Consider the following 13,945-nt stretch of genomic DNA (forward strand, 5'->3'; position numbering starts at 1 on the left):
TCCCGGGCGATCAGCTCTTCTCGATCGTTAGGTCCGGCGCGTCCGGGTTCTTCATCCCCACGATGTGGTAGCCGGAATCGACGTGGTGGACCTCGCCCGTCACGCCCTGCGCCAGGTCCGAAAGCAGGTAGAGGCCCGAGCCGCCCACTTCCTCGATCGTCACGTTCCGGCGCAGCGGCGAATTGTACTGGTTCCACTTCAGGATGTAGCGGAAGTCGCCGATGCCGCTCGCCGCCAGCGTCTTGATCGGCCCGGCGGAGATCGCGTTCACGCGGATGCCGCGGTCGCCGAGGTCGGCCGCCATGTAGCGCACGCTGGCTTCCAGCGCCGCCTTGGCCACGCCCATGACGTTGTAGTGCGGCTGCACGCGCTCGGCGCCCAGGTAGGTCAGCGTCAGCAGCGACCCGCCCTCGGACATCAGCGCCGCCGCCCGCTGCCCGGCGGCGACGAAGGAGAAGCAGGAGATGTCCATCGCCTGCAGGAAGGCCTCCCGCGGCGTATCCAGGTAGCGGCCGCGCAGGAACTGCTTGTCGGCATAGCCGATGGCATGGACGAGGAAGTCGAGCTTCCCCCACGCCTTGCCCACCGCGTCGAAGGCCGCGTCCATGCTGGCGTCGTCGGCGACGTCGCAGGGCAGCATGATGGAGGAGCCGACGCTCTCGGCCAGCGGGCGGACGCGCTTTTCCAGCGCCTCCCCCTGGTAGGTGAAGGCGACCTCGCCGCCCTGGGCGGCGACGGCGCGGGCGATGCCCCAGGCAATGGAGCGGTCGTTCGCCACGCCCATGATCAACCCGCGCTTGCCTTTCATGAGGCTGCCCGTGGCGATGCTGGGCTCCGGCGCGGCGTCATTCATCACGTTCAGGAGACCCGAGAGGTTGCAGTCATGCGGGGGTGGTGCCATGGCGGGGGGCGCCGGGCAAGAGGTTCCGGTCCCCGCCGCCGCCCGCGCAGGGCCGCATCCCCCGCCGCCCCTTGCCGCCACGGCCGGCGCACCGATACAGGCGGGCACGAGGAGCACCCCATGCCCACCACCGACGACCCCATCGCTACCTTCGAGGCCTGGTTGGCGGAGGCCGCGACGAGCGAGCCGAGCGACCCCAACGCCGTCTGCCTGGCCACCGCGACGCCCGAGGGCCTGCCATCGGCCCGCATGGTGCTGCTCAAGGGCGTCGATGAGCGGGGCTTCGTCTTCTACACCAACCTCGAGAGCCGCAAGGGCGGGGAACTGGCCCGCAACCCCCATGCGGCGCTCTGCTTCCACTGGAAGACGCTGGCCCGCAGCGTGCGCGTCGAAGGGCCGGTCGAGCTCGTGAGCGAGGAGGAGGCCGACTCCTACTATGCCAGCCGGGCACGGACCTCGCGCCTCGGCGCCTGGGCGTCGAAGCAGTCCCGGCCCCTCGAATCGCGCTTCGCGCTGGAGAAGGCGGTGGCGGAATACGGGCTGCGATACGCGATCGGCGAGATCCCGCGCCCGGCGCACTGGTCCGGCTTCCGCGTGCTGCCGAAGCGGGTCGAGCTGTGGCGGGACATGCCCTTCCGCCTGCACGAGCGCCGCGTCTTCCACCGCGAGGGGAAAGGTTGGCGGATGGAAACGCTGTATCCCTGATGGCCGCGCATGCAGGACGGTCGGGGGGAGGGAACTCCCCCCGATCCCCCCTCCTTCTCTGGATACCTGGCACTGACCGCGGCCGCCGGTGCCAAGTGACCAAGGAAGGGAGGGGGTTCGGGGGAGGTTCCCCTCCCCCGGCCTTGTCGCCGCCATGATCCCCCCGGACCAGCGCGAGGCGGCGGCACTGCTTGCCCGCCTCTCCGGGGCCGAGCCGGTCGAGACGCACGTCTCCGCCGTTTTCGTCGGCCGCGACACCGCCTGGAAGATGAAGAAGGCGGTCGCGCTCGACTTCCTCGACTTCACGACACTCGCGGCGCGGGAGCATTTCTGCCGGCGGGAACTGGAACTCAACAGGCCGCATGCGCCGGAACTCTACCGCGACGTGGTGCCCCTCACCCGCGGGCCGGACGGGGCCTTGCGCGAGGGCGGCGACGGTCCGGCGGTGGAATGGGCCTTGCGCATGGCGCCCGTGCCCGCGGGGGATTTCCTGGACGCCGTCGCGGCGCGCGAAGGCCTCGCGCCGCCGCTGCTCGACGCCATGGCCGATGCCGTTGCCGCGATGCACGCATGCGCGCCGCGCGCGGAGACCGATCCGCCCGCGGTGACGTCATCGATCCTGGAGGGGAACATTCCCTCCGCCCGGCAGGCGGGCCTCGATTCCGCGCGGGTGGAGGCCTGGGCGGCCGCGGCGCGGGTGGAACTCGCGCGCGTCGCGCCCGTGCTCGCCGCCCGCGGGGCCGCGGGCTTCGTCCGCCGCTGCCATGGCGACCTGCACCTCGGGAACCTCTGCCTCCTCGAAGGCCGCCCGACGCCCTTCGACGCGCTGGAATTCGACGAGGCGCTGGCGCGCATCGACGTCGGCTACGACCTGGCGTTCCTGCTGATGGACCTCGACCTGCGGCTGGGCCGCGGGGCGGCGAACCGAGTGCTCAATCGCTACGTCGCGCGGACGGGCGACACGGGGCTGCTCGCCGGGCTGCCGCTGTGGCTGTCCCTGCGCGCCATGATCCGCACCCATGTGGAGGCGACGCGCGGGCGGGACTGGCAGGCACTGTTCGCGGCGGCCGAGGCGCACCTCGTTCCGGCCCCCGCGCGCCTGGTCGCGGTGGGTGGCTTGCAGGGCACGGGGAAGTCCACGCTTGCGCGGGCGATCGCCCCGCACCTCGGCCGCGCCCCCGGCGCGCTGGTGCTGCGCACGGATGAGATCCGCAAGCGCCGCTTCGGTGTCGCGCCGGAGGAACGGCTGCCGCCCGAAGCCTATGCGGAAGGCGTCAGCGCCGCGGTCCATGGGGAGATGTTCGCCATGGCGGCAAGCGCGCTCGCCGCCGGCCAGGCCGTGGCGCTGGATGCCGTCTTCCTCGACCCCGCCCATCGCGGGCAGGCCGAGGCGGTGGCGCGTGCGGCGGGGCTTCGATTCGACGGCATCTGGCTGGAGGCGCCGCTCGAGGTGCTGCGCGCGCGCCTCGCCGCCCGGACCGGGGATGCCTCGGACGCGACGGAGGCGGTGCTGCTGCGCGCCGCCGCCGTCGATCCCGGCCCGATGGCATGGCACCGCGTGGCGGCCGACGAGGGTGCCGTCATCGCCTCGCTGAGCGCATTGGCATGAATACGCATTCCATGTGCTAGGCTTTCGCTCCTGGTAACTAGAAGGGCGAGGAAGGGAGCTTCTCCACATGGCCTATCGCCGCCTGCTGCTGCCGCTGACCGGAACCACCGCCGGTGAGGCAGCGCTCGCCACCGCCCTGATCGCCGCGCGCGTCTGGGGCGCGCATGTCCATTGCCTGCATGTCCGGGTCGACGCGCGCGACGTTGCGCCGCTCGCCGGCGAAGGGCTCTCGGGCGCCATGATCGAGGAGATGATGGCCGCGACCGAGCGCGAGAGCGGCGAGCGCGCCGAGCGCGTGCGCACGCTGTTCGACAAGTTCACCTCCGGCCTCGGCGGCGTGACCCTGGCGGACAACCCCGACACCGCGGCCAAGAGCGGCGGCCCGACCCTGTCCTTCGAATCCATCGCGGGGCGGGAGGAGGACATCGTCGCCCAGCAGTCGCGCCTGTACGACATGGCGGTGGTGCCGCATCCGGAGGCGGGCGAGGACGTGTCCTCCTCCGACGCGCTGCACGCCATCCTGTTCGATTCCGGCCGCCCGGTGCTGATCGCCCCGCGCGTCGCGCCACCGGATATCGGCACGCGCGTCTGCGTCGCCTGGAACGGCACCGCCGAGAGCGCGGCCGCCGTCGCCGCCGCGCTGCCCTGGCTGCACAAGGCGAGCGCGGTGCGCATCCTCTGCTCCGACGAATACCAGCGGCGCGGCCCGAAGGCCGAGGGCATCCAGGCCTATCTGCGCTGGCATTCCATCGATGCCGAGATCATCCCCTTCAAGCCGCAGACGCGCGAAGTCGGCGCCGGGCTGCTCGGCGCGGCGCGGGATTTCGGCGCCGACCTGCTGACCATGGGCGCCTATTCCCATTCCCGCCTGCGCCAGCTGATCCTGGGCGGCGTGACGCGCCATGTGCTGGAGAATGCCGAGATCCCCGTGCTGATGTGCCGCTGACCGCGGCATCATCACCATACTGAATGGCCGCGATCAGGGCCCGCGCGTGGCGGGCCCCCGGCAGGGCGCCTATCTCCGCTTGCGAACGGAAGCCCGCACCGCGGGCACAGCAGACGGAGCGCCACGATGATCGAGATCCGCCCCTTCGCGAGCCTGGGCAAGGCGAATTTCGGCTGGCTCAATGCCAACCACCACTTCTCCTTCGGCAACTACATGGACCAGTCCCGGATGAACTGGGGCCGGCTGCGCGTGTGGAACGACGACGAGATCGCCGCCGGCACGGGCTTCGACCCGCACCCGCACCGCGACATGGAGATCATCACCTACGTCCGCGAGGGTGCCATCACCCACAAGGACAACATGGGCAACGAGGGCCGCACCGAGGCCGGCGACGTGCAGATCATGTCGGCCGGCACCGGGGTGGTGCATGCGGAATACAACCTCGAGCCCACGACGACGCGCATCTTCCAGATCTGGATCATGCCCGACCGCCGCGGCGTGAAGCCCGCCTGGGGCGCGAAGCAGTTCCCCAAGGAGAAGCGGGACGCGTCCTTCGAGGTGCTGGCCTCCGGCCGGGCGCAGGATGCCGGCAACGGCGCGCTGCCGATCAACGTCGATGGCGCGGTGATGGCCGCGACGCTGAAGAAGGGCCAGACGCTGGTGCAGCCGCTCGCAGAGGGGCGCGCCGCCTACATCGTGTCGGCGAAGGGCACCGTCACGGTGAACGGCGTGGCCGCCGCCGCGCGCGACGGCATCGCGGTGCGGGAGGAGAAGGACATCTCCATCACCGCGACCGAGGATGCGGAACTGGTGATGGTGGAAGTCGCCGACGCCTGATGGCAGGCAGGGCGCCGCGCAGCGGGAGGCATCCCCTGCGCCGCGTCCTGCCGGACGCGCAAGGGATGAACCCTTGCCCGCCTGGTATCCGCAGCCTGGTCCTGCGCGCCTTCGCCCCGACGGCCCCGCGCGTCATGCGTCGCGCGGCGGCTCGGCGGGCCCAGGCAATGCGCGGCGGCGGAAGCGCCAGCCCGCGGCGCCGAGCCCGCGGCTCAGGTCGATGAGCGGAAAATCGAGCCAGGTCAGCGCCACGGCGCGCATGAAGGGCGCGAGCGCCTCGGCGGGCCGATCGGCGCCGGCGGCGGCCTCGGCAATGGCGTAGAGCAGCAGCGCCTCGTCCGGCGAGAGCCGCTCGCAATGCGGGCAGCCGATGACGACCTCGCGCAGGGACTGCATCGCAACGCCGTACATCAGGGCATTGACGGAAAGCGCCACATCAGCCGGCCCGCCGGCCTCGGCGATGGTGGCACGCACCTCCGGCAGGGGATCCACCCCGCAACGCATCGCGTTGACCCATGGCCGCAGGCCGCGCCTGAGGACGAACTCCGCCGTCCGATCAAGCTCCTTCGCCCGATCCGGCCATGGCATGGCGGAGCGGCGGAAATGCACGACATCGCCCATGCGCAGTCTGGCCCCCGATGCGCCGGCACGCTTGGACGCGACGCGCGATTCGCGCGAAGTATTGCATGCTCCCGCATATGTCACGAGGTGGTGATCGGCGGCCCGCTCCACGGCCGGCCGGCTCGGCGCTTCGTCGCCTTCCTGGTGCGGGAGTAGGCTTGCGCGGCAAGGTTCAGGAGACGCCTTCATGCCCACGCTGCCCGATGGCACCAGGGTGCCTGCCCTCGGCCAGGGAACCTGGCACATGGGGGAGGATGCGCGGGCGCGAAAGGCGGAGGCCGATGCGCTGCGCCTCGGGCTCGACCTCGGGCTGACGCTGATCGACACCGCCGAGATGTATGGCGAGGGCGGCGCGGAGGACGTGGTCGGCGACGCCATCGCCGGGCGGCGGGACGGCGTGTTCCTCGTCTCCAAGGTCTATCCGCACAATGCGTCCCGCCGCGGCGCCGTCGCCGCCTGCGAGCGCAGCCTGAAGCGGATGCGCGTCGAGACCATCGACCTCTATCTGCTCCATTGGCGGGGATCGGTGCCGCTGGCGGAAACCGTGGAGGGCTTCGAGGCGCTGCGGCGCGCCGGCAAGATCCGCCACTGGGGCGTGTCCAACTGCGACGTGGACGACCTGGAGGAACTCGGCCCCGCGCTGGCGGACTGCGCGACGGACCAGGTGCTCTACAGCCTGGAGCATCGCGGGGTGGAATTCGACCTGCTGCCCTTCTGCGCGCGGCACCGCATGCCGGTGATGGCCTATTCGCCGATCGGCCAGGGCGGGCGGCTGCTGCGGACGCGCGCGCTGGGCGAGGTCGCGGCGCGACACTCCGTCACGCCGGCGCAGGCGGCGCTCGCCTGGACGCTGCGCGACCCGAACGTGATCAGCATCCCGAAGTCGGCCGACCCTGCGCATGTGCGGCAGAACGCCGCGGCAAGGGAGATCAGGCTGACGGCGGAAGACCTGGCGACGCTCGATGCCGCCTTCGCGCCGCCGGCGCGCAAGCGCGGGCTCGCGATGCTGTAGCGCGGCGGGGAGGGCCCTGCCCTCCCGCCGCACCGCGCGCCCCTACCGGAACACCGGCACCGCGTTGTCGTCCGACTGGTCCGGCAGCGGCACTTCGATCCGCACGGTGGACGGGTCTACGCCCGTGCCCTTGTCGAGCCAGTAGGTCACGCTCTCCGGCCAGACGATGACGATCGCCACCAACAGCAATTGCAGGCACAGCCACGGCACGGCGCCCCAGTAGATGTCGCGGCTCAGCACTTCCTTGGGCGCGATGCCGCGCAGGTAGAACAGCGCGAAGCCGAAGGGCGGGTGCATGAACGACGTCTGCATGTTGATGCACAGCAGCACCCCGAACCACACCAGGTCGATGTCGAGCTTGGCCGCGACGGGCGCCAGCAGCGGGATGACGATGAAGGCGATCTCGAAGAAGTCGAGGAAGAACGCCAGGAAGAAGATGAAGACATTGACGAAGACCAGGAAGCCCGTCTGGCCGCCCGGCAGGTGGGACAGCAGGTATTCGATCCAGTGCGACCCGTCCACGCCCTGGAACACCAGGCTGAAGACCGTCGCGCCGATCAGGATGAAGATCACCATGGCGGTGATGCGCATGGTGTTCGACATCGCCTCGCGCAGCAGCTTCCAGGAGAAGCGGCCATTCATCACGGCCAGCGCGACGGCCCCGACCGCGCCCATCGCACCGGCTTCCGTCGGCGTGGCGAGCCCGAGGAAGATCGTGCCGAGCACGAGGAAGATCAGCACGACCGAAGGCACCATGCCCTTGAGCACGCGCCACCACAGCGACCAGCCGCGCGGCACCAGCGCCTCGGGCGGCAGGGGGGGCACCTTGTGCGGGGCGAAGATCGACACGCCGGCGATGAAGGCGATGAACAGGAAGACCTGCAGGAAGGACGGTCCGATCGCGCCCGCGTACATGTCGCCGACCGACTTGCCGAGCTGGTCGCCCAGCACGATCAGCACCAGCGACGGCGGGATGACCTGCGTGATGGTGCCCGAGGCCGCGATCACGCCCGTCGCGATCCGCATGTCGTAGCCGTAGCGCATCATGATCGGCAGGGAGATCATGCCCATGGCGATGACCGAGGCCGCGACCGTGCCGGTGATGGCCCCCAGCACCGCGCCCACCAGGATGACGGCGTAGGCGAGGCCGCCGGGCACCTTGCCGAACAACTGGCCGGTGCCTTCGAGCAGGTCTTCCGCCAGCCCGCATCGTTCCAGGATCGCGCCCATCAGCGTGAAGAACGGGATCGCGAGCAGCAGGTCGTTCGACAGGATGCCGAAGACGCGCAGCGGCAGGTTGCCGAGGTAGGCGGTGGTGAAGAAGCCCATCTCGATCGACAGGAAGCCGAAGAACAGCCCGACCGCCGACAGCGAGAACGCCACCGGGAAGCCCATCAGCAGGAACACCACCAGGCCGCCGAACATCAGCGGCGGCATGATCTCGAGGCTCAGCATCCGCTCACTGCTCCGGCCGCTGGTATTCGGCGAGGTGGGCCGTCGCGGGATCGATGCCGCGCAGCGCCGCGATCCGCTTCACGAGTTCCGACAGCCCCTGCAGGGAGACCAGCGCGAAGCCGAGCGGCATCATGATCTTGACCGGCCAGCGGATCAGCCCGCCGGCATTGGGCGAGCCTTCGCCCCGGACGAGGGAATCCCAGAAGAAGGGCAGCGTCATCCAGGCCAGCAGCATCATGGCCGGCAACAGGAAGAAGATGATGCCGAAGACGTCGATCCAGAGCCGCGCCCGCGCGGAGACGCTGCCATAGACCAGGTCCACCCGCACATGCTCGTTGCGGTTCAGCGTATAGGCCGCGCCGAGCATCACCGTGCCGGCGAAGAGGTACCACTGCACCTCGAGCCAGGCGTTGGAGGACATCGAGAAGCCGTAGCGGACGACGGCGTTGCCGGCGCTGATCGCGCAGGCGGCAAGCACCATCCAGTCGGCGATCCGGCCGAAGCCGCCAGTCACCCAGTCCACGGCGCGGCTGAAGGCGAGCAGCGCGCGCATCTATCCCCTGACCCGGCCGCGCAGCGGCCCCCGATTCCGGCGCATTCCGCGCGGTCCCCCGTACGTGTCCGTGCCCCCCGACTGGCGGTCGATTCTCCTAGACCCGGCAGCGAACCAATGCAAACGGCGGCATATGTTTGTCGTTGCGGCGGGCGGGCGCCTATCCTGCCCGGGTGACTCGGCCCTTCCGCCGTCCATGCTGACGGTCCTCGTCCTGCTGGTGGGAGCCCTGGCTGCGCTCGGCGGCGCCGCGATGCCGCTCGCGCGGAGTGCGGCGGGGGCAAGGCTCGTCCATGCCGGCTGCGTCGCGGCGGGGGTGGTGCTGGCGGCGGGCGGGCTGGCGGGGCTGCTCGGCGGGCCGGCGGCGCTCGAACTGCCCTTCGGCCCGCCCTGGGGGCCGGCGCGGCTCGCGCTCGATGCGCTGTCGTCGTGGTTCCTGCTGCCGCTCGGGATCGCGGTCGCCTGCGCCTCTCTCTTCGCGCTGGGGGGCGTGCATGGGGCGGTGCCGGCGCGGGAACTCGTGCCCTGGCCGCTCTTCGTCGCGGGCATGGCGCTGACGCTGCTCGCCGCCGACGGCTTCACCCTGCTGCTGGGGTTCGAGGCGATGTCCCTCGCCTCCTGGGTGTTGGTCGCGCATGACCACGCGCAGGCGGAGAACCGGCGGGCGGCGCGGATCTACCTGGTCTTCGCGGGCTTCGGTGGGCTGGCGCTGATCCTGGCCTGTGGGCTCATGGCGGGCGGGGCGGGGGATGTCGCCTTCGCGGCCTTCCGCGACGCGCCGCCGGAAGGCTGGCGCGCGGCGGCGGTGCTGGCGCTGGTGCTGGCGGGGGCTGGGTCCAAGGCGGGGCTGGCGCCGCTGCATGTGTGGCTGCCGCTCGCGCATCCGGCCGCGCCGAGCCATGTCTCGGCGGTGATGTCGGGGGCGATGACCAAGGTGGCGCTCTATGTCCTGGCGCGCTTCGTCTTCGACCTGATGGGGCCGGCGCAGCCCTTCTGGCTGGGGGCGCCGCTGATCGCGCTGGGGGCCGCCTCCGCCGTGATCGGGGCGCTGCGGGCGAATCTGGAGGAAGACACCAAGACCCTGCTGGCCTGCTCGACCATCGAGAATGTCGGGCTGATCGCCATCGGGCTGGGGCTGGCGCTGGCCTTCCGCGGGGCGGACCTGCCGGCGCTGGCCGCGCTCGCCGCCGGGGCGGCGCTGCTGCACGTGCTGAACCATGCGGTGTTCAAGACGCTGCTGTTCCTGGCGGCGGGCGAGGTGCTGCACGGCGCGCTCTCCCGCCGGATCGACCGGCTGGGCGGGCTGATCCATCGCATGCCCTGGACCGCCTGGGCGGCGCTGGCGGGGGTGGCGGCGGCGGCCGCGCTGCCGCCGCTTTCGGGGTTCGCCTCGGAATGGCTGCTGCTGCAGGCGCTGCTCTCGGCCTGGAGGGTGGGGGACCTCGCCTTCCAGATGGGGGCCGCGGCGGCGACGGCGCTTGCGGCGCTCGCGACGGCCCTGGCGGCGGCGGCGATGGTGCGGTTCTGGGGGCTGGTGTTCCTCGGCCGTCCGCGCACGCCGCGCGCGGCGGGGGCGGAGGAATCGGGCGGCGCGGTGCGGATCGCGCTGGTGGTCCCGGCCGTGCTGACCGTGCTGCTGGGGCTGGTGCCGGGGCTGATGCTGGACCTCGCGGAGCCCGCGCTGCGGCTGATGGCGGGGGCCGCCGCGCCGCGAGCGGACCTGCTGGCCGTCGGCGCGGCCGAGGGCGGGGCGCGCTACTGGCCGATCCTGGTCGCCGCGCTGGTCGCGGCGGCGATCGGGCTCGTGGTCTGGCTGGTCCGGCGCCGGGCGCCGGCGGGCGTGGCGCGCGGCCCGGCCTGGGATTGCGGCTTCATGGCCCCGCCGCACCACCTGCCCTTCGGCGACCCGGCGACCCAACCCAGCGCCGCGGGCTTCGGCCAGCCGCTGCGGCGGATGCTGGGCGAGAGCCTGCTCGCGGCGCGGGAGGGAGTGGCGATGCCCCCGCCGGGCGACACCCGGCCGGCAGTGCTGGAATCGGGCTTCCACGACCCGGCGCTCGCCGCGCTGGAAGGACCCCTGCCCCGCTGGCGGGAGGCCTTGGCGACGCAGGCGGAGAAGCTGCGCGACCTGTCGATCCGGCAATGCCTCGGGCTGACCTTCGGGGCGGTGGTGCTGATGCTGGCGCTGCTCGCCTGGCTGGAGGGGCGCTGAGATGGCCGCCATCTGGTCCGTGCTCGCGCAACTGCTGCACATCGCGCTGATCCTTGCCGCGGCGCCGCTGCTGACCGGCGTGGTGCGCTGGCTGAAGGCGCGGATGATGGGACGGCGCGGGCCGCATCCGTTGCAGCCGGTGCGCGACCTGACGAAGCTGCTGCGCAAGCGGCCGGTGCTGGCGGAGAACGCCTCCGCAATCTCGCGCGCCGCGCCGTATGTCGCGGTGGGCGCGGCGATGGCGGCGGCGGCGCTGGTGCCATCCTTCGCGCGGGGCATGGTTTTCGCGCCGCTGGCGGATCTGATCCTGGTCGCGGGGCTGCTCGCCGTCGGGCGGGTGGCGATGGCGCTGGCGGGGATGGATGTGGGCACGCAATTCGGCGGGCTCGGCGCGGCGCGGGAGATGTCCTTCGCCGCAATCGCCGAACCGGCGCTGGTGATCGCGGCGCTGACGCTCGCGATCCTGGCGGGGACGACGAACCTCGATGCGATTGCGGGGGCGTTCCGGGAGGGCGGGCTGGGGCTGCGGGTCTCGCTCGGCCTCGCGCTGGTGGCGCTGCTGGCGGTGGCGGTCGCGGAGAATGCCCGCATCCCGGTGGACAATCCGGCGACGCACCTGGAACTGACCATGGTGCATGAGGCGATGATCCTGGAAGCCTCGGGCCGCCACCTCGCGCTGTGGGATTATGCGGCGATGCTGCGGCTGACCCTGTGGCTCGCGCTGCTGGCGGCGGTCTTCCTGCCGTTCGGCCAGGCGCCGTCCGGCTCGGCGCCGCATGTCTGGGTGGTGGGGCTGCTCGCCTGGGTGGTGAAGATGGGCGGGCTGGCGCTGGCGCTGGCCGGTTTCGAGAGCGCCATCGCCAAGATGCGCGTCTTCCGCGTGCCGGAATTCCTCGGCGCGGCGCTGCTGCTGGGGTTGCTTGGCGCGGTCTATCTGTTCGTCTCGACGGGGCTGTCGTGAGTTTCGGGCATCTTCCCTACGACGTGGCGCATCTGCTCGGCGGCGGGGTGCTGCTGCTGTCCTTCGTGCTGCTCTACCAGCGGCGCATCGGGGCGGTGATCAACGCCTTCGCGATGCAGGGCACGCTGCTGGCGCTGGCCGCGGCGTGGCAAGGGTATGTGCAGGGGGCGCCGGGGCTCTACCTGACCGCGGTGCTGGCGCTCGCGGCCAAGGGGGTGCTCATACCGCTCGCGCTGCATGCGATCGTCCGGCGGCTCGACCTGCATCGCACGGTGGAAACGGCGCTCGGCATCGGGCCGTCGCTGGTGGCCGGCGTCGGGCTGGTGGGGCTGGCGATCCTGGTGGTGCTGCCGGCGACCGAGGGCGCGCGGGCGCTGGCGCGCGAGGACCTGGCGCTGGCGCTTTCCGTCGTGCTGCTGGGCATGCTGATGATGATCTCGCGGCGCAACGCGATCAGCCAGGTGATCGGGCTGCTGAGCCTGGAGAACGGGCTGATCCTCGCCGCCATCGGCGTGGCGGGGATGCCGCTGGTGGTGGAACTCTCGACCGCCGCGCTGGTGCTGATGGTCGCGGTGGTCGCCGCCGTCTTCGCCTTCCAGATCCGCGAGCGGTTCGACACGCTCGACACGCATCACCTCGAAGAACATCGCGGGGAGCGGCGCTGATGCCCCTGCAATGGGTCATCGTCTTCTTCGCCTGGGGCGGCGCCGTGGTGCTGGCGGCGATCCCCAACTTGCGGCAGGCGACGCTGGCGAACATCGCGGTCAGTGCGGGGTCCTTCCTGCTGGCGCTGATGCTCGCCGCGCAGCCTTTCGCGGAACATGGCTGGACGCGCACCGACGCGCTGAACCTGCCCTTCATCCTGCTGTCCGCCTTCGTCGGGCTGACCACCTCGGTCTTCTCGGCGGCGACGCTCGACCAGGAAGGCTTCGACCACTGGCGCATCCGCGCCTACCACGCCGCCTACCAGGTGTTCATGGGGGCGCAGACGCTGGCGCTGCTCGCGGACAATCTCGGCGTGATGTGGGTGGCGGTGGAGATCGCGACGCTCGCCACCGTCTCCATGGTCGCGGTCCACCGCACGCCGGCGGCCTTCGAGGCGGCGTGGAAGTTCTTCATCCTCTGCGGCGTCGGCATCGCGCTGGCCTTCTTCGGCACCGTCGTCCTCTACCTCGCGGCGCAGCCGCTGCTGAACGAGGAGACGGGCCTGTCCTGGGCCGCGCTGATGGGCGTGGCGGCGCAATGCGATCCGGGCACGCTGAACCTCGCCTTCGCCTTCCTGCTGCTGGGCTACGGCACCAAGGCAGGACTCGTGCCGCTGCATTCCTGGCTGCCGGATGCCCATGCGGAAGGGCCGGTGCCGATCTCGGCCGTGCTCTCGGGGCTGCTGCTGAATGCGGCGATGCTCGCGGTGCTGCGGGCGAAGTCCATCGTCGGCGCGCATCCGGAGGCGATCGCGCCGGGGCCGTTCCTGCTCGCGCTCGGCCTTGCGTCCGTGCTGCTGGCGTCGGTGTCGCTCTGGCGGCGGCGGGACGCGCGGCGCTTCTTCGGGTGGTCGAGCATCGAGCACATGGGGATCGCGGCCTTCGCCTTCGGGCTCGGCGGCGCGGCGGCGAACCTCGCGGGGCTGCTGCACCTGCTCGGGCATTCGCTGGTGAAGAGCGCCGTGTTCTTCGGCGTCGGCCGCGCGGCGCAGGCCAAGGGCAGCCAGAAGATCGCCGATATCGGCGGGCTGGTGGCGACGCACCCGGCGCTCGGCTGGGGGCTGGCGCTGTCCATCGCGGCGATCGCGGGGATGCCGCCCTTCCTGCTCTTCGCCTCCGAGTTCCGGCTCTTGGCCACGGCGGCGGGAGAGGCACCCTGGCTCGCCCTGGCATTGGCGCTCGGGATGGTCACGGCGCTCGCGGCTCTCATCACGGTGCTGCAGGCGCTCTGCTTCGGGGTGCCGACACCGGATGCGGCGACGGCGCCGAACGGCTGGCGGGAAAACGCGGCGGCAGCGCCGCTCTGGCTGCACCTGGCGGTGGCCATGGGGCTGGGGCTCGCCATGCCGGGCGTCTTGGCGGCGATGCTCGCGGAAGCGGCGAGGGTGATCGGATGAGGCGGGATGCGAAAGGAAGGTCGGGGGAGGAG

At 71.7% G+C, this 13,945-nt stretch carries 13 protein-coding genes; 9 read left to right on the forward strand and 4 right to left on the reverse strand.

The window, feature by feature from the left end; translation table 11 throughout:
* Positions 1-10: 10 nt before the first annotated feature.
* Complete coding sequence (fabI, locus tag GXW76_RS01740) at positions 11-853, reverse strand: enoyl-ACP reductase FabI (RefSeq protein ID WP_211860361.1); 843 nt, start codon at positions 851-853, stop codon at positions 11-13.
* A 168-nt stretch (positions 854-1,021) separates the two neighbouring features.
* On the opposite strand from fabI, the gene pdxH reads away from it, so the two are divergent.
* From pdxH to GXW76_RS01760, 4 genes are all read left to right on the forward strand, one after another.
* Positions 1,022-1,606, forward strand: coding sequence for a pyridoxamine 5'-phosphate oxidase (pdxH, locus tag GXW76_RS01745; RefSeq protein ID WP_211860261.1), 585 nt, complete (start codon positions 1,022-1,024; stop codon positions 1,604-1,606).
* A 154-nt stretch (positions 1,607-1,760) separates the two neighbouring features.
* Positions 1,761-3,215, forward strand: a complete 1,455-nt coding sequence (locus GXW76_RS01750; RefSeq protein ID WP_211860262.1) for a bifunctional aminoglycoside phosphotransferase/ATP-binding protein — start codon at positions 1,761-1,763, stop codon at positions 3,213-3,215.
* A gap of 67 nt (positions 3,216-3,282) precedes the next feature.
* Positions 3,283-4,161, forward strand: a complete 879-nt coding sequence (locus GXW76_RS01755; RefSeq protein ID WP_211860263.1) for a universal stress protein — start codon at positions 3,283-3,285, stop codon at positions 4,159-4,161.
* 126 nt (positions 4,162-4,287) lie between these two features.
* Positions 4,288-4,998 (forward strand): pirin family protein, encoded by a 711-nt coding sequence (locus GXW76_RS01760; protein ID WP_211860264.1) that lies wholly within the window; start codon positions 4,288-4,290, stop codon positions 4,996-4,998.
* A gap of 132 nt (positions 4,999-5,130) precedes the next feature.
* On the opposite strand, the gene GXW76_RS01765 is transcribed toward GXW76_RS01760, so the two are convergent.
* Entirely contained in the window at positions 5,131-5,619 is a 489-nt protein-coding gene (locus tag GXW76_RS01765) for a hypothetical protein (protein ID WP_211860265.1), read from the reverse strand.
* 187 nt (positions 5,620-5,806) lie between these two features.
* Here GXW76_RS01765 and GXW76_RS01770 point away from each other — a divergent pair, with 187 nt between their 5' ends.
* Positions 5,807-6,631: an aldo/keto reductase gene (locus GXW76_RS01770; RefSeq protein ID WP_211860266.1), complete on the forward strand. Its 825-nt coding sequence runs from the start codon at positions 5,807-5,809 to the stop codon at positions 6,629-6,631.
* A 42-nt stretch (positions 6,632-6,673) separates the two neighbouring features.
* Here GXW76_RS01770 and GXW76_RS01775 read toward each other — a convergent pair whose 3' ends face one another.
* Both GXW76_RS01775 and GXW76_RS01780 read right to left on the reverse strand, forming a co-directional pair.
* Entirely contained in the window at positions 6,674-8,086 is a 1,413-nt protein-coding gene (locus tag GXW76_RS01775) for a TRAP transporter large permease (RefSeq protein WP_211860267.1), read from the reverse strand.
* Between the two features lie 4 nt (positions 8,087-8,090).
* Positions 8,091-8,639, reverse strand: coding sequence for a TRAP transporter small permease subunit (locus tag GXW76_RS01780; RefSeq protein ID WP_211860268.1), 549 nt, complete (start codon positions 8,637-8,639; stop codon positions 8,091-8,093).
* Between the two features lie 196 nt (positions 8,640-8,835).
* On the opposite strand from GXW76_RS01780, the gene GXW76_RS01785 reads away from it, so the two are divergent.
* From GXW76_RS01785 to GXW76_RS01800, 4 genes are read left to right on the forward strand one after another with little or no spacing between them, the layout of a single operon-like run.
* Positions 8,836-10,851, forward strand: a complete 2,016-nt coding sequence (locus tag GXW76_RS01785) for a proton-conducting transporter transmembrane domain-containing protein (protein ID WP_211860269.1) — start codon at positions 8,836-8,838, stop codon at positions 10,849-10,851.
* 1 nt (position 10,852) lies between these two features.
* Complete coding sequence (locus tag GXW76_RS01790) at positions 10,853-11,812, forward strand: respiratory chain complex I subunit 1 family protein (RefSeq protein WP_211860270.1); 960 nt, start codon at positions 10,853-10,855, stop codon at positions 11,810-11,812.
* Positions 11,809-12,477, forward strand: a complete 669-nt coding sequence (locus GXW76_RS01795) for a hydrogenase-4 component E (RefSeq protein ID WP_211860271.1) — start codon at positions 11,809-11,811, stop codon at positions 12,475-12,477. Before GXW76_RS01790 ends, GXW76_RS01795 begins: the two co-directional genes overlap by 4 nt.
* Complete coding sequence (locus GXW76_RS01800) at positions 12,477-13,913, forward strand: hydrogenase 4 subunit F (protein ID WP_211860272.1); 1,437 nt, start codon at positions 12,477-12,479, stop codon at positions 13,911-13,913. Before GXW76_RS01795 ends, GXW76_RS01800 begins: the two co-directional genes overlap by 1 nt.
* Positions 13,914-13,945 lie beyond the last annotated feature (32 nt).

Origin of the sequence: Neoroseomonas soli (assembly GCF_018129065.1) — a bacterium.
In the GTDB taxonomy this organism is placed as follows: Bacteria; Pseudomonadota; Alphaproteobacteria; order Acetobacterales; family Acetobacteraceae; genus Neoroseomonas; species Neoroseomonas soli.